The following is a 22,943-nucleotide window of genomic DNA, read 5'->3' as shown; positions in this document are numbered from 1 at the left end:
AAAATTTTTGGAGTGGTATATCCCCTAAATCTTCCGAACCAACGATGTCTCATTCCCCTTAAAACTTTGCTATTAATTAGTGTTAAAAAATAAAATATTAGAAATTTTATTAAATGTGTGCGAACACACAACGAATTTTATACATTTGAAAAATCATAACCAACATTTGTATCAGATGCGACATCTGTGGTAACCTACATTGTAACTCAAAATAAATAGCATAAATAAATTCATTATGGAAAGAAGAGAGTTTATTAGAAACAGCGCGATCGCAGCGGCGGGCATCACTATTTTACCCTCGGGCAGTTTATTTGCTTCGGCACCGGCAAAAGTAAGGCTTGGATACATTGGCGTTGGTGCCCGCGGAATGAGCCATATTTCTGAAGGTTTGCTGCGCGATGATGTTGAAGTTGTTGCCATTTGCGATATTCAGGAAAGCTCGTTAAAAATATGCCGCGAATACATCGCGAAAAAAGGCCATGCTCCTGTTAAAGAATACACCGGTGGCCTTGATGCTTATAAACGCTTACTGGACCATAAAGATATTGATGCCGTTATTATTGCTACACCATGGGCATTTCATTATCAGCAATCTATAGATGCGATGAAAGCCGGCAAGTATGTTGGCTGCGAAGTGATAGCTGGTTTAACCCTAGATGAGCACTGGGATATTGTGCATACATCCGAAAAAACGGGCATCCCCTACATGACACTGGAGAACGTATGCTACCGCCGTGATGTGATGGCCGCCTTAAATATGGTAAGGCAGGATCTGTTTGGCGAGATCATTCACCTCGAAGGTGGTTATCAGCATAATTTGAGGGGCGTATTGTTCAATAACGGAAAGCAGTATTATGGCGGTGGCGTTGAATTTGGCCCAAATGCCTTAAGCGAAGCACAATGGCGAACCCAATATAATATAGACCAGGATGGCGACATCTACCCTACTCATGGCGCAGGGCCGTGTATGCATTATGCCAATATTAACGCCGGCAATCGTTTTACAAGCCTGGTTTCATTTAGTTCAAAGGCACGCGGCTTGGCAGCTTACGTAGAGGAGCAGTCGCCGGGACATAAAAACGCTAAGATCAATTACAAAAACGGTGACGTTACCACTACCATGATCAATTGCGCCAACGGCGAAACCGTTTTATTAAGCCACGATACACACTTGCCACGCCCATACTCCTTAGGTTTTAGGGTGCAGGGAACAAAGGGTATTTGGATGGATGTTAATAAGAGCGTATACATCGACCACCAATCAAAACAAGATGATGTTTGGGACCCGGCACAGGTATGGTTTGACAAATATGACCATCCGCTTTGGAAAAAATACGCTAAAGAAGCTGAAGGCGCAGGCCATGGCGGTATGGACTGGTTTGTGTTTAATGCTTTTATTGAAGCCGTAAAACAGAAAAAACAAACGCCCATAGATGTTTATGATTCTGTTACGATGAGTGTGATCATGCCGCTATCTACCAAATCATTGAAAGAAGGCAACTCCTCTATCGAATTCCCCGATTTTACAAAAGGGAAATGGAAAGAACGTAAAAGTAAATTCGCCTTAGATGATAGCGGTTTTTAAAGGCATATTACTGCGGCCCAAGGCCTTATAATATCATGTCGTCCGGCTGGAGCCGGGCGACTGCTGAAGGTGTTTACAAGTCACATTTAGCTAACTAAGCCGGGAAGCGGCAAGTAACTCCCGCGCTTTACGGTGATTTACATAATAATGCACAAAGGCCGCAATAGTGAGAAATCCCAGCATAAACAACACAAACGGGTCTTCAAAAATGGCTATCATCACAACGAATGAACTCATAAAAACAAACCACCAAAAAGAAATTGCGTAATCAAGTGTAACTACAACCTGATCACCATTTTGCACCATATGAAAAACCCCATCGCTTAACTGAGTTGGTTCCCAATTTCCTCTTAGTTGTAAAGGAGGGCCTGAATCAAAATTAATTTCGTCAGGCTTTGAAGTAAGTAACCTGTATTCCTTATCTTTTAATACGGTAAGAAGATTTAATTTTACCATATCAATATCAAGGAGTGTAATTTGCTCAATTTTATATTTAGGCTTAAGCGTTATCATTATACATTACCCCAACCATGTGCCAGTACATCAGCAATGTGGATGGTTTTGATAGGGAGGTTGTTTTTATCGATATAGCCCTGCATGTGCAGTAAGCAAGAGGCATCGGTAGAGATGATGTAATCGGCCCTAGCATCAATGGCGTTGTAAACCTTTTGCTGGGCCATAGCGGTAGAAATGGCATCGAATTTAACCGCGAACGTGCCGCCAAAACCACAGCAGGTTTCGCCGTCTTTAAGATCAACCAATTCCAGGCCTAATACTTTGGAGAGCAGTTTGCGGGGCTCCTCTTTTATTTTGCATTCGCGCAGGCCGGCACAGCTGTCGTGGTAAACGGCGCGGCCTTCCAGCTCGGCACCAAAATAATCTACCTGTAGTATGTTTACCAAAAAGTCGCTCAGCTCGTAAATATTGCTTTGGATGTTGCGGCACTTGTTGTGCGATGTAGTATTTGTAAACAGATCGTTATAGTAGTTGCGTACCATACCCGTGCAGGAGGCCGACGGCGATACGATAACGCTGTCTTCGGGAAAATCATTAAGAAATTTGCTGCCTATGGCCTTGGCATCGTCCCAAAAACCGGCATTAAAAGCAGGCTGACCGCAACAGGTTTGCGCCGGGTTGTAGTTCACCACGCATCCGGCCTTCTCCAGCACCTTTACGGTATTAAAAGCGGTATCGGGATATAACTGGTCTACAAAACACGGAATAAACAGCTCTACAATCATCTGCACAAAATTATACCGCGCTAAATTCCGAATTTTTTAGAACTTTCTTCTCGGTTTGGAGCAACAAAAACAGGAATAGCAACCCTATGATAAAAAAGCCGCAAAGCACCAGCGTGGAATTGCGCATGCTACCGGTAAATTCTTCGATAAACCCAAAGCTGAATAAACCACCTACGATGGATAGCTTCTCGGTAACATCATAAAAGCTGAAAAACGAAGCTGTGTCGGTAATATTCTGAGGTAAATATTTAGAGTAAGTAGAGCGCGAAAGCGATTGGATCCCTCCCATCACTACACCAACTACTACGGCTATGATATAAAACTCGGTAACAGTTGTAGTAAAATAAGCGGCGATACAAACCCCTATCCAAATACACACCACTAATATTAACACCCTTACGTTGCCATATTTGCCCGATAAGCGCGACATGATGGTGGCACCGGCTATAGCGATGATCTGTATAATTAATATAATAACAATAAGCTGCGATGTATCCATTTTAAGCTCTTTGGCGCCAAAAGCAGTAGCCACCAGCATAATAGTTTGTACCCCCATCGAATAAAAGAAGAAGGCGGGCAGATAGCCTCGTAACATGGGCATATGTTTTATTTTTCCCCAAACTTTGCCTAATTCTATAAAGCCGCCTTTAATGATGTTGTGTTGGTGCGTACGTGCATTGGGGCTGCCCTTGGGCAGCAGCCTGAAAGGTATGGTGGCGAAACCTATCCACCAGATACCTACCAGCAGGAAGGATAATTGCGCGGCGCTCCCCTTTGTTAAGCCAAAAGTATCGGGCATCATTACAAACACAAAGCATATCAGCTGTAGCAAAACGCTGCCCACGTAGCCGTAATTAAAACCTTTAGCACTTACCCTGTCCTGCATGTTTACAGTAGCAATTTCGGGCAGGTACGAGTTGTAGAAAACAAAGCCCCCGCTATAACCGATGGCCGCTAAGGCGAAGCAAATGATGCCCCGCTCGATATGCTCGGCATCAAAAAAGAAAAGCCCGCAACAGGCCAGCGAACCCAGTATAGTAAAGAATTGCATAAACACCTTTTTGTTACCGCGGTAATCGGCAATGGAGCTGAGGATAGGCAGCAGCAGCACCATGATAAGATATGCGAATGCAAGCGAATAATCCTGCAGGGCGGTGTTGATGAAGTTATGGCCGAAGAAATGTACCTGGTTGCCATTATCTTCGTTAGTGGTGATAGCCACATAGTAAGCAGGGAAAATAGTGGTTGTGATCACCAGGTTATAGGCCGAGTTTGCCCAATCGAACATGGCCCAGGCGCGTATGATCTTTTCGTCGTTTTTTACTTGCATAACGTTTTAAAAGTATGCAATTTTTAGTGTTAAATAATAGCGGGTAACCGTCCTAATTTAAAATAAAATCTACAGCGGCAGCCGAATGGATGGCGGCGGTATCAAAAAGCATCAAATCGGTATCGGCAGGTTGTACCAGCAAAGGAATTTCGGTACAGCCGAGTATCACACCCTCAGCACCCTGCAGCTTTAGCTTATCCATTATTTGCAGGTAAGCAGCCTTGGTTTCGGGTTTAAAAATGCCCTTTCCCATTTCGCGCAGCAGAGTTTCGTGTATAAAGTCGCGGTCGGTTTTATCGGGCGTTAGCGGTTGGATACCGGCGGCTTTAAGTTTATCCGCAAAGAAGTTGTGTTCCATGGTAAAACGCGTTCCCAACAAAGCCACAGTCTTAAAGCCCTCTTTTTTAATAGCAACTGCTGTCGCTTCGGCAATATGGATGATGGGTAAACCAATTTGCGCTTGCGCCTCGGTTGCTACCAGGTGGGTGGTATTGCCGCAAAGTATAATACCCTCGGCCCCGCTGTTTTTTAAGTTAATGCCTGCATCTACTATCATTTTTAAAATAGCATCCCAATTGTTGGTATCCAGGTTTTTAACAATGTCGGCATAGTTGAAGGAGTGAACAAGTAGCCGGGCAGCGTTTACCCCGCCGAGACGGTTGTTAACACCCTGGTTGATAAAGCGGTAATAATCTATAGTTGATACCCAACTGGTACCGCCGATAAGGCCTAAAGTTTTCATAGGGGTAAAAATATAAATAAACATGGGCGCAGCATGTGCTTGTGGCGCATTTTTTGTTCCTTCGTTATTAGCCGGGTAACTTGTGTTGCCACTGAAACCAATAATACTATTTACCATGACTAAGATCATCAAGCTGACAAGTACCCTTTGCCTCTTTTTTGTTTTTTATGCTGCCAGTGGCAGCGCGCAAACTACACTGCCGGATTCGGCACGCACAAAAACCGATTATTGCAAGATAGATAGCGCCGCTGCCTTTGCTCTGATAGGCAAAACCGCTCAAATAGCACATGATGGAGGCGTTTATTCCACCCTTAATGATAGCGAAAGCCTTAAGTGGCCCTCCGCCGAAATGAGAAAGCTTGGCGGCAGAAGCGGCTGGAAAAAATACAAACCTGCCAAGGGTGATACCGGCACCATAGTGCACGTATTTTTCGATAGCGGCAGCACATCAAAATTTATTTATTTGCTAAAGGTAAAAGATAAGTATGTGCCTGTGGGATGTGGGTATATCGCTGAGGTTGAATCTGAAAAGCTATAATTAGGTGGGGAAGATGGGACTCAGACCTCCTTCTTCCCTACTAAAATAATCCCAAAAACTTTTTCCGTTTCTTTTTAGATTTTTGGCCTTTTGTGGGGTTTTCCGTTGTGCCGCCCGTTTGCTGCCTGATGATCTCTGCTTCGGCTCTGGCTATGGAATCAGCCTTTAATCGGGCCAGTTGCCGCGCCCTTTTTATGCTGTCAAAGTTATAAGAGTTAATAAAAAGCACAGATTTATAAGGCTTCAGTGTAGTTTCTGCGGCGATAGGATTGTAAGCGTCATTGGCCGAGTTTTTGGTAAGCGATGAATAGGCAAACAGGCCCATAAAAAGTACCGTTAAAAATAACAGGCCGCCAAATACGGTTTTATGCATGTGTACCACGCCCCCATCCATTTTCAGGATGCCAACCTTTTCCGGGTCGCTGCGCTCCTGCAGTTGGGTTTGTAATTTTTCATTTTCGCTTAACAAAGTAGCCGGGCCAACGCCCGTTATCCCATTATCTGCCGATGCCAGGCTGCCACTTATAATGGCATTGTGGAGCTCGTTTCCATCGGCAAAACGTTTGTAAGGGTCCTTTTGCAGGCATTTATCTACCAGGTTTAGCAACCAGGCGGGTACCTGCATCTCCAACGCTTGTTTATCGGCATCCCAGCTGACCGGAAGGTTAGCCTTACGGGTTTTCATGGCATCGGGCACGGGAGCTTCCTGGTGCCGTACCATTACGGTATTGCGCCCGGTATCTCCATCCCCATCCAGTGGGAAAGGTACCTGCCCGGTAAGTAATTCGTACAATATCACACCATAGCTGTACACGTCGGTTTGCATCAGCATTTTGCCATCGTGCTGCTCTGGCGCCATAAATTCAACAGCGCCGGCATTGCGGATGCTGCTGCGGCGCTGCTCTTCGCTCATGATGGCCAGGCCAAAATCAAGCAGTACATAATTACCGGTATGGATGTTGTATTTTACGTTATTGCTTTTTACGTCGCCGTGCTTTACGCCTACGGTGTGGCAATGGGCAAGCGCGCAGGCCAGTTGGTCGGCAACTTTCAGCAATTCCTTCAGTATGAAAATTTTCTCATGCGGGGGTTGTAGTAGTTCACTTAGGTCAGGCCCTTCAATATATTCCATCTCGATGAACGGAAAAGAGCCGCTCTCAGTAATACCGAAGCTTAGTATTTTTACAACGTTGGGGTTAGGGATCTCATTTACCTTTTGCAGTTTGGCAACTTCGTTTTGAAAGTTGCGGTAGTTTTTATCGTCGCCGCTTTCCGAGTAAACGGGTGTTGGTATCAGCTTTACGGCGGAGTAGATCACCCCCGTTCGCCGGCCTTTGTATACCGAACCCTGGCCGCCTGTGCGCAGCGCACCCAAATTCTCTAATCCTTCTGCTATCGTAAAAACTTTACTCATTTATGTAAGGGGTTGATAGCTAAATTCCAATACTGCCGATTCGCCTAAGATAATCTGGTCGCCTTCTTTTAACGGATGGCCTATAGCCGTTGAATGCAGTTTGAATACCTTATCGCTTTTATCTTCTTTTATCTTGATCTTATTCCTCGGCGGGATACCGCCTTCATCGGCAAAAAGCATAAAACGCTGCGCCTCTACGTTCCACTCAACGTGAGCGTGCTGGCGGCTTACATATTTATTGGCACCATCGGCACTTTCTGATGGAAAAGCAATTTGGTTGGTGCGGAAGAAGCCATCATCGGCTTGCGCCTTTTTATCGCGGCCAATGTTTATTTTATCCGGCCCGGAAGTAAGCGTATACTCCTTCAATTCTGTTTCGCCGTTTAAAACCCGGATATAAGCCGTTGCCGTTTGTTTAATAAAATGCTTGCTGGTTTTAATAAAAAACGCGGCATCAACGTCTTTTGCCTTAGTTGCTTCCTCTGGTATTTCCTGATCGAATACCACATCCAACGTCCAGCGGTCAGGCAAGCCAAGGTCAAAATCGTCGGCTATTTTTTGAATTTCGTCTTTAAACACATCCGGTTGCTCGGCGTAAACCGCGGCTTCGTACATGTGCCTGTCGGTAGCATTGCAATTGATGTACAAGCTCAGGCCCTTAATATTGGAGCCCTCGCCGCCTTCGGCCTTTTGTAGCTCCTGTTTGATGAACTGGAGTAAAGCATGGCGTAAGCTTTTTACGTCATCCGGGCGGTTTTTCCCCTCATTGCTGAACAAATTAAATATCATGCTAATACCTGTAATTTATATGTATTTGTGCCTTGCCGACACTCTTTTTAACCCTGCCATTATTCATTTGTTTGCTGAACAATGCTTTTGATATAACCCTTTTTTAACAAAAATGGTATCACGTGCTTCCCGGCAAGTTTTACCGCGTCGGAAGAACCTTTGGTCGATTCTATACGCACGCAAACCACTATATTACCGCTGCCCTTTTGTTTTGGCGCGAAGAATACGTACCAGCCATCGTTTATTTGCTGTTTTTTCCAGATCCGTTCCGGTGTACCGGTTTTACCCGCGACAGCCAAGCCTAAAGTGTAAGCTTTTGGCGCGCTTTGCTCTATCATGTACCGGCGCATTAGCTGGGCATATTTTGGATCATTAGCCAGCTTAATTCCCGGTTTTACCGATGTTGCCGAATCGCTGAATTTTAATACATAGCGGTTATTAGGCATGGTGCCGCCATTGGCAATTCCGGCTGCTACCCTTGCTACCGAAGCCGGTGTTGCAATCAACTCGCCCTGGCCCCACGACATACCCGAGATGCCTTTAGCACGCGTACGGCGGATGTTATTAGGATCGTATCGCGGCTTGGTGTTGAACTCGGTTTTACGCCACAAGGTACGCCATTTTTCTTCCTGGGCCGCGTTCTCCTGTTGCCGACCGTAAAAATAGCCACCTACACCGTGCAAAAACATCCCAGTTTTAAGGTAAAGTGTAGCCATATCTTCCTGCAGATGCTCCTCGTTGGCCAGCTTGATAAAGTAAACGTTATTTGATTTTGCTACAGCGCGTTCCAAAGTGATCAAGCCGGTTTCATCAGGCTCAAGCCCTTTGGTACGGATACGCTCCCACTCGCTTACCTGGAATTTCCGGTTTGCGGCCGCGATGCCCAGTTTATTAAACGATGCTAATGAAGTAACCAGCTTGGCCGTTGAACCCGGCTGCGTGGCGTAAGTAAAGCCCAGGTCGGTAGTTGTCATCCAGTTGCTGAGCTGGTTTTGCTCGGCGTAGCTCATGGTGAGTTTCTCCCAGTTGCGAACGGGCGGCAATGGATACAAGGATGATGCAAGTACATCGCCTGTGTTAGATTCCATCACCACTACCGATACCCGGTTATCTAACAGCGAGGTATCCGTTTCCATCGATTTTTGGATGCTGGTTTGCAAGCCGGCATCCATGGTTAGTTGTACATCGCGGTTACGGTTTTTGAAAGAATCCACGGCGGTACTGTTCAGCCCTGCTAACAATAATGGCGATAGTGCACTGTAATCGCGCTTTACAACCGTCATTTCTTTTACACCACGTGCCAGGAACCTGTCCTCCCGGTAACGGTTAGCGGTTACATTATAGTTGGTGGTGGGTAGTTGAAAGCCCCGCAGTTCTGCAGCGTGCTCATATTCGGCAAAGTAGCCGTTGCTGCTTCCGTTGAACACGCCGGAGTTATCATCGCCCGTCCAAAAGAACATCTGCTCTTCGAAAGGGTAATACCTGTCCAACCTTTTGTGCATCGCCGAATCGATATTATAATTACCAACGCCAGCGTTAGCGAGTTTGCCTAATTGTTTCTTTACCATATCGGGCTTACTGGTGGCCAGTAATACACCGTCGCGGTCGTATATCGATCCCGCCTGCAGTCTGTTCATCAGGATAGCAATACGTGGGTTATAACTAAACATACGCGCGCCGCTTTTATCGGCAACCAAAGCGGGTTGTACTACCCATTTTTTGTTATCGAACAAATACCTTGATACGCTGACGGTCAATAGGGTAACGCCCATTACGGCAGCAATAAGCGCCGGTACCAGGTTTCTATCCTGTTGATTGGAGATATATTTCATCTGTACCGGCGAGCCGCGTACCAATGATGCGGAGAGTAAAAAGCCGGATGCCAGTAAATTAGCCACTAACGACGAACCCCCATAGCTTTGAAATGGCAGTGATACACCCGACAATGGCAACGCCCCCGTAGAGCCACCCGCTATCAGCAAGAACTGCACAAATGTGGAAACCCCCACCCCTGCACATAGATAGAACAGAAACGGTGTCCCCGTACGCCGCCCGATGATGATGGAGCGGTGCAGGTAAAGCAAGAATAGCAGAAAGATGCAGACGATCCCCGTCCAGCCAAATTCTTCGCCCATGGAGGGCAGTATCATATCCGTATGTGCCTCGGGGATAGTTTTGGCAAAGCCCTCCCCTACGCCCTGGCCGGATACGCCGCCGCTGCTCATAGCCCAAAGCCCGTTGGCTACCTGGTCGCCGCCGTAAACCTCGTTGTTCCATGGATCCTGCCAAATGGCTTTCCTGTCCACCAAACGCTGTACAGGGCCGGGGAACAGTTTACCTAAATACGGGATCTGGTCGATAGTTAAAAACGCCGCCATGATCACCAGCACCATTATGGCCGATTCGCTTAGTTTTCTCCGTTGGAACAACATCAGTAAACCTACAATCACTGCAGTTGCTAATGCCGAGAGCCAAACGTTCTTCAATACCCAGGAACAAAGTACGTAGATGACCACCGCTATGGCCATGAACATGAAATCGCCCCTGGAGAAGGAGAATAAGGCGATGAAGGTGAAGCAAACTACCATAGCCGGGCCAAGATCACCCAGTAATAAGAAGAGCATTAATGTCACCAAAATTGATACGAGCGCAAAGGCAAAGAACGACCAGCGTTTTGTCCAGCTGGTGTATTCGCTGATGAGTTTTTCATTGGCAGCAAAAAATCCCGCCAGGAAAAGGATAACAAGGTATTTTACAATTTCGCTCGGCTGAAAACCGAAGAGGTTAACCTTTACCCCACTGCCTTCAGGACCGGTACCAAATTTAATGGTCATGGCCAATAAACCGGCAGCTATCACCACCCATGGCCAGCCGTTCGCTGCTTTTTGATTGTTTTTAAAGAACACAAGGCGGTACAGCCATGAATCTGCCGTAAAGCGGCGCATGTTGAAGAACAGCATTACCAGCATAGCAACCAATCCAATTCCTAAGTACACTAACGAGTCTTTGGCCAGGAAACGATCTCGCAGTGGGTCCTGCAGGCTCAGCAGCGTTATAAATGATAAGCCGGCTAAGATCATCACCACCGGTAATATCAGCTGATCTGCGGCTTTGAATCGCCATGAAAGTATTAGGTGCACGAACAGGAACGCGCCGATAAAGCTGCCCGCGATGATCCAAAACCAGCTGTTAAACTCCGCTGGTGTGCGGATAATAAGCGAACGTTCCTTTTTCAGAATGTTAAAATCGCGTGTAGAGAACAGCCTGATGGTATGCGGTGCCTGGGTAAAATTAAATTCGGCGTCCTCATCCAAATCCACTGTGCCCTGCGATGTGCCAAATTGGTAACCGGGTTGCAGTGGTAAAACCTTAAATGCTTTATTATTAGGCAGGTTTTTAAAATGATACGCACCGGATGCATCCGTACGGGCATAGGCGGTAAGTTCCTGTAATTTTGGCTTGCCACCGCTATCTGCATAAAAGGTTTTTTTGAAACCATAACCGTTTTCCACCTTCGTTTTTACTTCGTCGGTTTCCTCATCGCTGTAGAGGCTATCCTGCGGAATGATCATATCCAGCCTCACCAGCACACCGGGTACCGGTTCGGTTTTGTTTAGTATGCTGCCGCTGATGCTATAGCTACCCATTGCCAGGTCGGTTTGGGCCGGTAATTTCATCTGCGCGGTACGTTCGCTTACAAAAAGCAGCGAATCATCGCCGGTATAACCCAATAACGAACGCGAGGCGGTAACCCTGCTTTTAAACGATTCGCCACCGTTTTGGAAGGCATCATCGGCCACTACGTAATATTTCTTTTTGTTCAGCTCACCAACATTATCAATTTTAACGCCGGTGCCAATATTATCGCCTACTGTTTTGGTAATGAGGTCGATATCCTTCTTGTCCTCAAAGTAATAGCCCTTGGTCAGCAGGTCATGGATCTTCCCTGCGGGGTCTTTATCGTTCAGGTTCACCATGGTGCCCTCGGTAAGGCGCTTATCTACATCCGCGAAGCGCAATTGCAGCACGGTGTATAGTCTATAAAATAGCACAGAGAATAGAATGGCCACGACGAACAGGAAGATCCGTTCTTTACTGCGGCTGGTGGGGATTTCTTGCGGCTTACCTTGTTCCATTGGCGGGTTTAGGTGATTTACTTACAGAATCGGCATATAGCACAGTCACCGGGAAGCCCTCGGTAACAGGTTTGCCGGCTGGCAGGTTAAATGAACGCAACACAGGCGTATTGCAATTTACAAACTGTACGTTTTTTAAGTGAAGGTCGGTATTATAAGTGCTTACCCCAGTAGTAAACCCTTGCAGTTTAATATTCTCTAAGCCAATAGCTTTAGCTCCTTTAAATACCGAAAACGCGGGGCCTTTGTAAGTGCTATCGCATTGTAAGGTTAGATTGCCCTTTACTTTAATAAACAGGCGTGGTTTACTGATATCCAACGTGTCGCTAATGATGATGGGTTGTTTAAAAGCAGTATCAACCAAGGTAAGCGTATCGCCTTTTGCCATATTAATAGCGTTTTGCAACTGGATCTCCTGCGGGTTGCGGGGCGCTTTCTCGGCAGCAACGGCGGCTGTTTGCTCAGCTACCGGCTTATTAATTTCCTTTTGCCATTGCAGGTAATAATAGAGTGCGGCACCTAAAAAGGCGATACAAAGTATGCCCAGTATTACACTAAGTAAGTTGCTTTTTTTAGCTGGCATGGCTTTTTGTTTATCGGGGTTGATGGTGGCTTTAACCGCCTGGTATTCTTTTTTTACTTCAACGGCCGGTTCATTGTTTTTTTTTATATCGACAGTTGGCGCGGTTACAGGCTGATTCTGCGGGGTTTTGTCGTTTTGGACAAGGACTACGGTAACGTTATCGTGCCCGCCGTTTTTATTAGCCGCGTGGATAAGCCTGGTGGCTTTTTCCTGCAGGGAGATCTTTTGAGTGATGATATCGGTAATATCACCCTTATTTACCATATCGGTGAGGCCATCGCTGCAAAGCAATAGCATATCGCCCGGTAAAAATGGCGATTGCCCGGTTTCGATAAAGCTCTCGTCAGAATCTATCTGACTGGTAAAACCAAGGGCCTTGTTGATCTCGTTCCGTTTTGGGTGATCCATGGCTTCCTTCTCCGTCAGCCTGCCCGAGTCTTCCAGGAAACCTACGAAGGAATGGTCTTTGGAGATCTTCACCAGCGTGGTATCGCGCAGCAAATACAGGCGGGTATCACCCACATGCGCGTAGTAAAACAGGTTGTTTGGGATATCTACCAGGGCCATCGTAGCCACACAGGCCATGCTGTCCAGCTCTTTCACTTCTTGTTTTTTGGCGGAGATGGCATTATTAGCCAGCTTAAAGGACTCTATCATGGCGGGGATGGGATCGCCTTGCCTGTCGCCCAAATAATCCAACATTTGCTCGCGGGCTATGGCAGCAGCAACCTCGCCGCCGTTGTAGCCGCCTACACCATCAATTACGCTGGCCAGTATCAATTGACTGCTTAAGCGTTGGGCAATAAAGGTGTCCTCGTTATTGCTGCGTACCTTACCGGTATCCGTTAATCCAAAAAAGTTTTCAGCCATTAGTTTTACCGGAGTTTTTAATATCAATAAAGTGCGTTGCCAGCAGGCAAACCACCATTACCAATAAGCCTATAGATAATATTTGCGACATGCCTTTACGATTTAAACAGGTTTAAGCCAATAATGCCATTGAGTAATATGCGCGAGTTTACCGGCAACTCCACCCATTTTGGCGAGTTGATATCGCTGGTGGGCACCGCCATTTCGTTCAGTGTGGTCATTTCGCCGAAGGATGCCAGGTAAAATTTAGCATCGGCCTTGTTAAAGCGTACCTGTAAGTGTGGTGTGTTCACCCATTCACTCGGGATCTTAAACACGCTCTGCTCCTCGCGTTCTTCATCACTGCCCGATACAATGATATCATCATCCTTCATCATGTATTCCACCTTTTTACCGGCGAACTGTTTATCAGGGATGATAGTTTCGAACCTGGCAATGCTCTTTTTATCCTGCTTAATGGCTTCTTTTTCGCTGTATTCCAAATCTTCCTGGTAAGGGATCTCAAAATAACCTTCGCTATAATAAATAAAGCCCTTGAGGATATCCTGGTTTACATCAAAGGTTTGGGCTATCCCCGTTTGGCGCGGAATAAAGGTTACCCGCAGGTTCTCTTCCTTTTTGGCGGGTTGGTTGTTATTATCGGGCAGTAGTTTGCCCATAAAACCCTTATCTCCACGCTGATAATCGGGGTGCGATACCAGGCGAAACACCCATTTAGAGCCGGAGGGCTCCACTTTTTTACCTGCAATACGATATTCTTTTAGTATCTCGTAGAATTTCTTTACCGTTTCCTGTACAATAAGGCCGAATAAACCCTGCTTGTTTTCGATAAACTCCTTGTAATCATCGGAGTTGAAGCTTATGATGAACTCGTGGTAGAAAACCACACGGTCGGCAAAGGAGAGGTCTTTTATTGAGTCCTGAAATTTTTCGACGATGTAGGTATAAACGCTATCTGGTGTAAGCGCGGGGATCTTGCCGTTTACGCCGGTGCTTTCTTTGGTTAAAAACCAATCCTGTATACCTATACGCTGCCAAAAATTTGGTTTTGATTCCATTTGTGATGTAAGATTCAAATATGATTACTGAACATAAAACGGTAAAAGATGTTTTGCCCTGTTCAGCTATAATTTTAAAGTTTGTTTACTGATTTGACGATGTATCTATCGTCGCACTATCCTTAGTTGTCTTTACGGCTTTTGCTGCGTTTACACTGTCAATCGTCGCTTTTATGATGCTGTCTCTTTTGTGTTTCAATGAATCAGCCCGTTGCTGGCGTTCTTTGTAAAAATCATTCGCTGGCATATCTTGCTGTGGATTAGCCATTTGGGCGGTATCCTGTGCGTTTTGCAGGGAATCCTGCGCAATGTTAGTTTTGGGCAGGCGCGCATCTTTTTTGTAGAATGCCGCATATACCGAAAAACCCACGAACAGCACCAGCAGCGCCACCAAAGCATTGAAACCCAGCTTGGAGATCACCATTTTAGATTCATCATCCGGTACGGCGGGTGTATTCCCGTCGGCCTCCTGGTTTGCCGATTGCAGTTCCAATACCTGCTGCTGCAGTTTCTTATTTTCAGCCTTTAACGTTTCAATATTGGCTTTTGATACCCCGCCAATATTCGCGCTGCCGCCTGTGGGCGCGGCAAGGCTACCTGTTATAATGGCATCGTGCAGCTCTTGTCCATCGGCGTAGCGGTCTTCTGGTTTCTTTTGTAAACACTTACTTATCAGGTTGATAAGCCACGCAGGCACCTGCATTTCCTGGCGCATTTTTTGTTCGGGCCATTCCTCGGGCAGGTTTAGCTTGCGGGCACGCAGAGCATCGGGTACCTCCGATTCCATGTGGCCCAGCATTACGGCATTGCGGCCGGTATCGCCTTCGCCGGTTAACGGGAAGGGAACATCGCCTGTTAAAAGCTCGTAAAGGATAACGCCGTAGCTGTATATGTCGGTCTGTAACAGCATTTTACCTTCATGCTGCTCCGGCGCCATAAACTCGGCGGCACCTGCATGGCGGATACTGCTGCGGCGTTGTTCCTCGCTCATGATGGCCAGGCCGAAATCCAGCAGCACATAGTTACCTGTGTGGATATTGTACTTTACGTTATTGCTTTTGATATCGCCATGCTTTACACCTACTTTATGGCAATGTGCTAAGGCACAGGACAATTGGTCGGCTACTTTAAGTAGTTCTTTAATGGTAAAGATCTTTTCGTGCGGCGGGGCCAAAAGCTCGTTCAGGTCCGGCCCTTCGATGTATTCCATCTCGATGAACGGAAATGCGCCGCTTTCAGTGACTCCGAAACTTAAGATCTTTACAATGTTGGGGTTTGGTATCTCGTTGACTTTCTGAAGTTTAGCTACTTCATTTTGAAAGTTGCGGTAGTTTTTATCGTCGCCGCTTTCGGTGTGGATGGGTGTGGGTATCAGCTTTACAGCCGAATATATGGTACCCGTTCGCTTGCCTTTATATACCGAGCCCTGGCCGCCTGTGCGCAACGCGCCAAGGTTTTCCAGGCCCTCTGCTATTGTAAATACTTTACTCATTTATCGTGTTAAATTACCACTTGCCGTATAACGGCGAACCTGCCATGAAATTACAATAAAGTTGCCGCTTTGTTGTGGCGAACTTAAAATAATGAAAAATTACTCGCATAAACTTCCGCGTTTTTACGTTTTTTCGCGATTTTTTGGTCGATTTTCCTGCCTTTTTAGAATCATTTTTTGCCAGAAAAAAGGCTTTTTAGGATGGTTGAAATATGACCGACAATTTTGATGGCAAGTGGGTTGTGCTTGTAAACCTGCCACAACAAAATGGTGGTGAACAATAACGCGCCAAGTGCTACCAACAAACTATAGAGCGCTACTTTGGAGACATATAATTTGGATGGATGCGCCACAAGCTCGGTCTCCTGTATTTTATCCATCGCCGCCTGGATGTCATCTTCGCGAAGCTTATCAGCCTTACCGTTTTCGCGCAGCAAATCGTTCAAACGGTTATGGTGGAGTTTTACCTGGTCGTGCAGGTAGTAGGCTTTGTTCTCGTCGGCCAGGGTGGCGGATGGGTTTGTGTTGTAGAGCAGTATCATCTCCGAGATCAGCCTGTCCTGCAATTGGTTTTTAATGAGCTGCAATTTTAACGACCACTCAATATCAGCATATTGCTTATCCGTTTCGGTAACCGGAGCTATCGGCTCCATTCGCGTTTGATGTATCGAGAGGGCCTCATAAAGTTCCAAAGCATCCATAAAACGGGCTTCTGGTTTCTTCTCCAGGCATTTGGCCACAACTTTCAGCATCCAATCGGGTACCTGCATTTCGCTGGCTTTCTTTTGCTCCGTCCAGTTGTCTGGCAAGTTGGCGCGGCGCTTCTCCAGCAGATCGGGCACCGCCGATTCCATGTGTTTCAGCATTACGGCGTTGCGGCCGCTTTCGCCATCACCGGTTAACATAAAGGGCACCTCCCCTGCCAGCAATTCGTACAGGATAACGCCATAGCTGTAAATATCGGTTTGCAGCAGCATTTTACCGTCATATTGCTCGGGAGCCATAAATTCTACCGCGCCGGCGTTGCGCATACTGCTGCGGCGCTGCTCCTCGGTCATGATGGCCAGGCCGAAATCAAGCAGTACATAATTGCCGCTGTGGATATTATATTTTACGTTGTTGCTCTTCAGGTCGCCGTGTTTTACCCCAAGGCGGTGACAATGCGCAAGGGCGCTTGCCAGTTGGTCGGCAACTTTCAGGGTTTCTTTTAAGGTGAAGATCTTTTGGTGGGGCGGCAGCAGGAGTTCGCTCAGGTCTGGCCCATCAATAAATTCCATTTCGATGAACGGGAACGAACCGCTTTCTGTAAGGCCCGAACTCAGGATCTTTATGATATTGGGATTGGGTATCTCATTTACCTTCTGCAGCTTGGCTACTTCGTTTTGGAAGTTGCGGTAGTTCTTATCATCTTCGTTCTCGGCATAAATGGGCGTAGGAATGAGCTTAATGGCGGAGTAGATAGCACCGGTGCGTTTCCCCTTATATACCGAGCCCTGACCGCCGCTGCGCAACGCGCCGAGGTTCTCCAGGCCTTCTGCAATGGTAAATACTTTGCTCATTTATGGGTGCTAATATACTCAACTGATGTGTATATAGACTATGGTAGAGGGAGATTGTAAAACGCGGTTCAAAATATCCATTGAAGATTGAAAGCGTCATCCTGCCCCCTCCAAAGAGTAATAGCCCATCATAAGACAGGCGGGTAATTCATAAGACGTTCCGATGGAACGTTAAAGGGTTCTTTGGTATTTTCTACCCATAAAACATCCCGAAGGGATGAAGAAAAACAAAGTCGTTCCGGAGGAACGTCTTATGGGTAGAAAAAAAGCAACAATTTTTACGTTCCAGCGGAACGTTTTATGGAATCTGTCTTATGATGGGCTATTACTCTCCAATGGAGAGGGTTCTTTAACCATTTTAAGACCTGTCCTTTGCAGAGGACTTAGGTGAGGCCTCGTCGGGTTTAGTAAACTCTCCACCGCGTATCAGAGATTCTGGTTGTATAAAACACGATTTTAAAACCCTTTGCCCCGTTTTTTGTTGCCACGGTTGAATTATATTTGCCCGAATGAAGATACTCCTGGTAGAAGATGAAGCGAAGCTGGTATCAATCATCCAGCGCGACCTGGTTGCCGAGGGGCACCAGGTAAGCGTTGCTTTGGATGGTACAACGGGCTTGCAAATGGCGTTGAAGGGCGATTTTCAGCTGATCATCCTGGATATTATGCTGCCAGGCATCAACGGTGTGGAGGTATGCCGCCAGTTGAGGCAGGCCAATACCCAGTCGGCCATTTTAATGCTGACCGCATTGGGTACTACTGAGAACGTCGTGGTTGGATTGGATAGCGGGGCCGACGATTACATGGTGAAGCCCTTTAGCCTGGCCGAACTTAACGCCCGCATCCGTACCCTCGCCCGGCGCAATGGCAGCAATGCTCCCGCCCCTAACCTCCTGCAAGTGGCCGACCTGGTCATCAATATGAATGAACGATCGGTAACGCGGGGCGGAAAGACCATAGAATTAACGGCTACAGAATACCGCCTGCTGGAGTTTTTGGTAAAGAACCGCAACCACATGCTTTCGCGAATAGAGATACTGGAAAACGTTTGGAACATCGATTTTAACATGGGTACCAACGTGGTAGATGTATATATCAATTACCTGCGCAAAAAAGTTGATAAAGATTTTGAGCCGAAGCTGATCCATACGGTTGTTGGCATGGGCTATATTTTAAAATAAGGCCCAATGAGCATTCAACGAAAAGTAGCCCTTTTATTCCTGGCCCTTACGCTATCTATTATCCTGATACTTAGTGGCGCTATATTTTACTTCGTGCACCAGTTTACCTTTGAGGATTTTTATAAACGACTGGAAGCCCGGGTGAATATTGCGTCGCAGATACAACACTCAAACGATAAGGACAGTGTTGGTATGGTTAAGGAAATAAGGCAGCGTTACCTGGAGAAACTCACGGCCGAAAAAGAATATATCATTAAACCTGCCGATTATCAGAACGGACAGGCGCACGGCCTACCGCAGGAGCTATTAAATAGTATCTTAACTGACGGGCAAACCCGTTATAAAAAGGATAACGTTTTTTATGCGGGCAAAATATTCAGGTTTGCCGATGGTGATGTAATGATCATTGTATCGGCTACCGATCCTTATGGTTTAAATGAGCTAAACAATCTGGAGCAGGTGCTTTTCATCGGCTTTTTTGCCTCGGTGCTTATCGCTTACCTTATTGGTAAACGGTTCTCGTACCTCACGTTTCAGCCCGTGCGGAAGATCATCAAAAAGGTAAACACCATTACGGCCAGCAACCTGCACCTGCGGCTGGAAAACTACGATGGCAACGACGAGATAGCCGAAATGACGCAGACCTTTAATGATATGCTCGACAGGCTGGAGACCGCCTTTGAAACCCAGAACAATTTTATCAGCAATGCCTCGCACGAACTGCGAACCCCACTTGCCGTGATTAAAGGCGAGGCCGAACTGGCTTTAAAAAGTATGGATAAGCCCGGTGCAGATCCTCAAAAAACATTGAGCCAGATACTGGTGGGTGCGCAAAGCCTGCAGGATATTTTAACCAGCCTGCTTGGGCTGGCCCAAACGGGTTTCGACGGTAAAAAACAGAACTGGGAGCAGATCCGGGCCGACGAACTGGTTTGGCTGATAAAAGAAGCGGTTGATCACATCGTACCCGAAAATAACCTGGGCATCGATCTCTCCGGCTTGCCCGAGGAAGATGAAAGGCTCATTATTATGGGCAATATAAACCTGCTTAAACTGGCGCTGAGCAACATTGCGTTGAATGCCTGTAAATACTCCGACAATAAACCGGTAACTATCAAGGTATCCGCAGAGAACAGAAGCGTTATCTTCAGTATAAAAGATGAAGGTATCGGCATTCCGGAGAGTGATGTACAACATATCTTCGAACCCTTTTTCCGTGCCTCCAACACCGGTAAGTTCGAAGGACACGGCGTTGGGCTGCCCCTTGCCTTGAATATTGTGCGCCTGCACAAAGGCAGTATTGCCATCGCATCAAAGGTAAACGAGGGTACCACCATCAGGGTGATGCTGCCTGTTCATGTGGGGTAATTACTTAATCAAAACGTTATGCCGAATTCTTTTCGGCAACCCACACTGCAGGTAACTGCCATGCTAAGCGGTTATGCATTGTGGCTTACTTGATGGGGTGCCGAAACAAGTTCTGCATGACGTTTTGGACCGGATATAATCCATTATTCCTCAAATCTCTAAGCTTTTTTAAACTCTAATCAGATTCTAATCTTCCTCTTATATCGTTCTAATGCCCGGTGCCGACTATTGTATCAAATCAATAAACAAGCACTACCATGAAAACTAAAAACATCTTAATCCCAACCGATTTTAGCTTAGATTCATTAAAAGCCATCCCTGCATTGCTACAACAGCAGCCGGGCCAAAAATTCAACATCACGTTGGTAAATTTCCTTGGCTTGTCAGATTCCATCTCCGAATTGCTGATGCTTTCGCGCCGCAGCCGGGAATACGAATACGTTACCCAGGAATTTTTAAACGAGTGTACCCGCTTGTCGCGCGAATACAGCGCACAGATAGAGCACTTAACAACAGAGTTTTTCTACGGCAATACGGTGGCGGTATTCAAAAATTATTTAGAAGCCCGGGAGATAAACCAGGTAGCCCGTTTAAAGGACCATGCTTACGCCAAACTAACGCCGCTAAGCTACGAGCCCGGCACCTTGCTGGAGCGCAGCAAATGCCAGGTGATAAACCTGAACCCTTATGTAAAACCGCAACCGGTAAAAGTAAAGGCATTACATACAGAAGATGAGCTGGAATTGCAGCAGGTTTAAATTAACCCCCATTTTTTACCTTTTAAAAGAAATTACCTATGTTACTAAAAGATAATATCCCCGTAAAATATGTTGTCGGGAAGATTAAGAACGAATTATTCCTGGTAGCGGCATACGCCATTTTGATAGCGGCCTTCCACCATTTTTTCCCCCTTTTGCGCATCTCCATACCTATAGCCGTGCCGTCCATCCTGGCCACTATCATATCGTTGCTGCTGGCTTTCCGCTCTAACCAGGCTTATGATCGCTGGTGGGAAGCCCGCGGCATCTGGGGCGCCATCGTTAACGAGTCGCGCTCACTTACCCGCCAGCTGATTACTTTTTTGGATAACGGCAACGAAGACGCCGATCATTTTAAAAACCGTTTTGTAAAAAGGCAAATAGCCTGGTGCTACAGCCTCAGCCAATCGTTAAGAGGCCAAAATAGCTATATCCGCAGTGTTGATTTTTTGGTAGAAGAGGAAGTGAAGTTTACCCGCCGTTTTAGCAATATGCCGAATGCCTTGCTAAAACTGCATGGCCTGGATACACAACTGGCCTACAAAAATGGCTGGCTAAACGACTACCAGCAGGTGGAGATAGATCGCACGCTAACCCGCTTATGTGATGCTATGGGCAAATGCGAGCGTATTAAAAACACCATATTCCCGGCTACTTACAGCCTGTATATCCACTTTTGCCTGTACCTGTTTATTTCGCTGCTGCCTTTTGGGCTGATTGAGTATTTCGGGATCTTTGAAGTGCCGCTGATCATCGCCATAGCAGCTGCCTTTTTGCTGGTAGAAAAAATGGCCATCCACCTGCAGGACCCGTTTGAGAATAAACCAAGTGATACGCCAACAACGGCCATATCGCAAACCATTGAGCGCGATTTGAAACAGATGCTGAACGATAGCCATATGGAAGCTATCCCGCAAGCAAAAACCGCCCGCGAACAGGAGAAAGTTTTTTACATCCTTTAACCCTATATTTATCCTATGGCAAAGCCTTCCTGTAACCGGGGGGGCTTTGTTTATTTTATGCCGGTTTCGGCTTTCAGCGCGTCGCCTTTTTTAACGGTTTTAAAGTCGAAGTTCATAAAATTACTGTCTTGCGGTATTTGGATATCCATGCCCTGCAGCACGGCTATCTCCACCTTTACTTTGGTAACCTTCATGTCGGTAATATGCCCTCCTTTTCTTTTATCGGCACTCAGGAAGTGGAAATGGTAATCGGCAATGGTAACGCTGCTTAAATATGCGGGGAGTTTAAAACCCATCAGCGTACCGCTCACGTTTTCGGTAGTGAAGAATTTCTGGCGTTCCAGCATACTGGCCAGCGGCAAAAAAGGCTCTTTATCTACCGGCGGGAACGCTCTTGTTTTTATCAGGGCAAAATCACCGGTGACGCGGATGGCGTAAAGTCCGTTGGTTTTGGTGAGGTATTTATCTATCTGTGCAAACGTTTCTTTTTTATCGGCAGGTGTATTGATGTAAAAGGTAGTATCGGTTTTAAAATAGGTAGATAAAACCAATGGAACCTTTGCGGTATCGGGCATTACCGTGGTAAGGCCAGTTGAACGGCTTTGATAAGCCTTCCCGTTCAGTATCATTAGTTCGCCATCGAGCATATCGGGGGCGCCAAGGCCAAAGTCGCCATGCTTTTTCATTTCTTTTACCGGCAAGGTGCCATGATAAAGCCCGGCCAAAAAGGCATCGGCTATGCCGTACTGGTAAAAGTAGTTGTACTTTTTATGCTGTGCGCTTAGTTGTAAAGTTAATAGCGAGAAGAGTATTATGAATAAGGTTTTCATGAGGGTTGAAATATGGCCGAATATATTTATAAATGGCGGGGTATGAAAACATTAGTGCGATTAAGGGCGTTTTATAGCGGCGAGAGCGCCATAAAAACCACAATATTAATACCATGCCGCAAATCATTACCCGCATCTGGCACGGCACCACAAAAGCCGAACACAGCGATGCCTACCTTACCTTCCTGGAGGAAAGCGGTTTAACGGATTATAAAAATACAGAAGGAAACCTCTCGGTTGAAGTGTCGCGGAAGATTGAGGGCGATATCTGCCATTTCTGGACAGTCACCAAATGGCGGTCGTACGAGGATATCAAAAAATTTGCCGGGGAAGATTACGAGAAAGCGAAGTACTACCCCGAGGATGCCAAATACCTTTTACATTATGAGGAAAATGTACTGCATGCAGAGACATTTTCGTATCGATAACAGGATTGTTTTATAGCAGTTTACTTTAACTATGCAACACAAGTTTAAACTTCCAAAACATTTAAGAGTAAACATTGTC

General features: G+C 46.3%; 19 protein-coding genes. 7 read left to right on the top strand and 12 right to left on the bottom strand.

The window, feature by feature from the left end; genetic code table 11:
- Window positions 1-235 precede the first annotated feature (235 nt).
- Entirely contained in the window at window positions 236-1,585 is a 1,350-nt protein-coding gene (locus tag IDJ77_RS11810) for a Gfo/Idh/MocA family protein (RefSeq protein WP_191189157.1), read from the top strand.
- A 90-nt stretch (window positions 1,586-1,675) separates the two neighbouring features.
- On the opposite strand, the gene IDJ77_RS11805 is transcribed toward IDJ77_RS11810, so the two are convergent.
- From IDJ77_RS11805 to IDJ77_RS11790, 4 genes are read right to left on the bottom strand one after another with little or no spacing between them, the layout of a single operon-like run.
- On the bottom strand, window positions 1,676-2,098 hold the full coding sequence (locus IDJ77_RS11805) for a hypothetical protein (RefSeq protein ID WP_191189156.1): 423 nt from the start codon (window positions 2,096-2,098) through the stop codon (window positions 1,676-1,678).
- Window positions 2,098-2,826 carry a (Fe-S)-binding protein gene (locus IDJ77_RS11800; protein ID WP_191189155.1) on the bottom strand — a complete coding sequence of 243 codons (729 nt, stop codon included), beginning with the start codon at window positions 2,824-2,826 and terminating at the stop codon, window positions 2,098-2,100. Before IDJ77_RS11800 ends, IDJ77_RS11805 begins: the two co-directional genes overlap by 1 nt.
- A gap of 10 nt (window positions 2,827-2,836) precedes the next feature.
- A complete protein-coding gene (locus IDJ77_RS11795) occupies window positions 2,837-4,156 on the bottom strand; it encodes an MFS transporter (protein ID WP_191189154.1) in 1,320 nt (439 codons plus the stop codon).
- A gap of 52 nt (window positions 4,157-4,208) precedes the next feature.
- Complete coding sequence (locus IDJ77_RS11790) at window positions 4,209-4,898, bottom strand: aspartate/glutamate racemase family protein (protein WP_191189153.1); 690 nt, start codon at window positions 4,896-4,898, stop codon at window positions 4,209-4,211.
- Between the two features lie 115 nt (window positions 4,899-5,013).
- On the opposite strand from IDJ77_RS11790, the gene IDJ77_RS11785 reads away from it, so the two are divergent.
- Window positions 5,014-5,436, top strand: a complete 423-nt coding sequence (locus tag IDJ77_RS11785) for a hypothetical protein (RefSeq protein WP_191189152.1) — start codon at window positions 5,014-5,016, stop codon at window positions 5,434-5,436.
- Window positions 5,437-5,476: 40 nt separating this feature from the next.
- Here the strand turns inward: IDJ77_RS11785 and IDJ77_RS11780 are convergent, their stop codons facing one another.
- From IDJ77_RS11780 to IDJ77_RS11750, 7 genes are all read right to left on the bottom strand, one after another.
- Complete coding sequence (locus tag IDJ77_RS11780; protein ID WP_191189151.1) at window positions 5,477-6,850, bottom strand: serine/threonine protein kinase; 1,374 nt, start codon at window positions 6,848-6,850, stop codon at window positions 5,477-5,479.
- The gene (locus tag IDJ77_RS11775; protein WP_191189150.1) at window positions 6,851-7,639 is read right to left on the bottom strand and encodes an FHA domain-containing protein; all 789 of its coding nucleotides are present in this window, start codon (window positions 7,637-7,639) and stop codon (window positions 6,851-6,853) included. It abuts the gene before it with no gap.
- A 59-nt stretch (window positions 7,640-7,698) separates the two neighbouring features.
- The gene (locus IDJ77_RS11770) at window positions 7,699-11,775 is read right to left on the bottom strand and encodes an FtsW/RodA/SpoVE family cell cycle protein (protein WP_191189149.1); all 4,077 of its coding nucleotides are present in this window, start codon (window positions 11,773-11,775) and stop codon (window positions 7,699-7,701) included.
- A complete protein-coding gene (locus IDJ77_RS11765; protein WP_191189148.1) occupies window positions 11,762-13,228 on the bottom strand; it encodes a PP2C family protein-serine/threonine phosphatase in 1,467 nt (488 codons plus the stop codon). Before IDJ77_RS11765 ends, IDJ77_RS11770 begins: the two co-directional genes overlap by 14 nt.
- Window positions 13,229-13,323: 95 nt before the next feature.
- Complete coding sequence (locus IDJ77_RS11760) at window positions 13,324-14,286, bottom strand: hypothetical protein (RefSeq protein ID WP_191189147.1); 963 nt, start codon at window positions 14,284-14,286, stop codon at window positions 13,324-13,326.
- Between the two features lie 85 nt (window positions 14,287-14,371).
- Window positions 14,372-15,778, bottom strand: coding sequence for a serine/threonine protein kinase (locus tag IDJ77_RS11755; protein WP_191189146.1), 1,407 nt, complete (start codon window positions 15,776-15,778; stop codon window positions 14,372-14,374).
- Window positions 15,779-15,948: 170 nt separating this feature from the next.
- Window positions 15,949-17,337 (bottom strand): serine/threonine protein kinase, encoded by a 1,389-nt coding sequence (locus IDJ77_RS11750; protein WP_191189145.1) that lies wholly within the window; start codon window positions 17,335-17,337, stop codon window positions 15,949-15,951.
- 509 nt (window positions 17,338-17,846) lie between these two features.
- Between IDJ77_RS11750 and IDJ77_RS11745 the strand changes: the two genes are divergently transcribed.
- From IDJ77_RS11745 to IDJ77_RS11730, 4 genes are all read left to right on the top strand, one after another.
- The gene (locus IDJ77_RS11745; RefSeq protein WP_191189144.1) at window positions 17,847-18,518 is read left to right on the top strand and encodes a response regulator transcription factor; all 672 of its coding nucleotides are present in this window, start codon (window positions 17,847-17,849) and stop codon (window positions 18,516-18,518) included.
- Window positions 18,519-18,524: 6 nt separating this feature from the next.
- The gene (locus tag IDJ77_RS11740; RefSeq protein ID WP_191189143.1) at window positions 18,525-19,886 is read left to right on the top strand and encodes a HAMP domain-containing sensor histidine kinase; all 1,362 of its coding nucleotides are present in this window, start codon (window positions 18,525-18,527) and stop codon (window positions 19,884-19,886) included.
- 257 nt (window positions 19,887-20,143) lie between these two features.
- Window positions 20,144-20,644: a hypothetical protein gene (locus IDJ77_RS11735; RefSeq protein WP_191189142.1), complete on the top strand. Its 501-nt coding sequence runs from the start codon at window positions 20,144-20,146 to the stop codon at window positions 20,642-20,644.
- A 38-nt stretch (window positions 20,645-20,682) separates the two neighbouring features.
- On the top strand, window positions 20,683-21,606 hold the full coding sequence (locus IDJ77_RS11730; RefSeq protein WP_191189141.1) for a bestrophin family protein: 924 nt from the start codon (window positions 20,683-20,685) through the stop codon (window positions 21,604-21,606).
- A 50-nt stretch (window positions 21,607-21,656) separates the two neighbouring features.
- Here the strand turns inward: IDJ77_RS11730 and budA are convergent, their stop codons facing one another.
- Window positions 21,657-22,436 (bottom strand): acetolactate decarboxylase, encoded by a 780-nt coding sequence (gene budA, locus IDJ77_RS11725; RefSeq protein ID WP_191189140.1) that lies wholly within the window; start codon window positions 22,434-22,436, stop codon window positions 21,657-21,659.
- A gap of 113 nt (window positions 22,437-22,549) precedes the next feature.
- Between budA and IDJ77_RS11720 the strand changes: the two genes are divergently transcribed.
- The gene (locus IDJ77_RS11720; RefSeq protein ID WP_224751062.1) at window positions 22,550-22,864 is read left to right on the top strand and encodes a hypothetical protein; all 315 of its coding nucleotides are present in this window, start codon (window positions 22,550-22,552) and stop codon (window positions 22,862-22,864) included.
- The last annotated feature ends 79 nt before the right edge of the window (window positions 22,865-22,943 follow it).

The organism is Mucilaginibacter pankratovii (assembly GCF_014773265.1).
In the GTDB taxonomy this organism is placed as follows: domain Bacteria; phylum Bacteroidota; class Bacteroidia; order Sphingobacteriales; family Sphingobacteriaceae; genus Mucilaginibacter; species Mucilaginibacter pankratovii.
The sequence above is the reverse complement of the archived record's forward strand: the minus strand, read 5'-3'. Positions and strand labels throughout refer to the sequence as shown.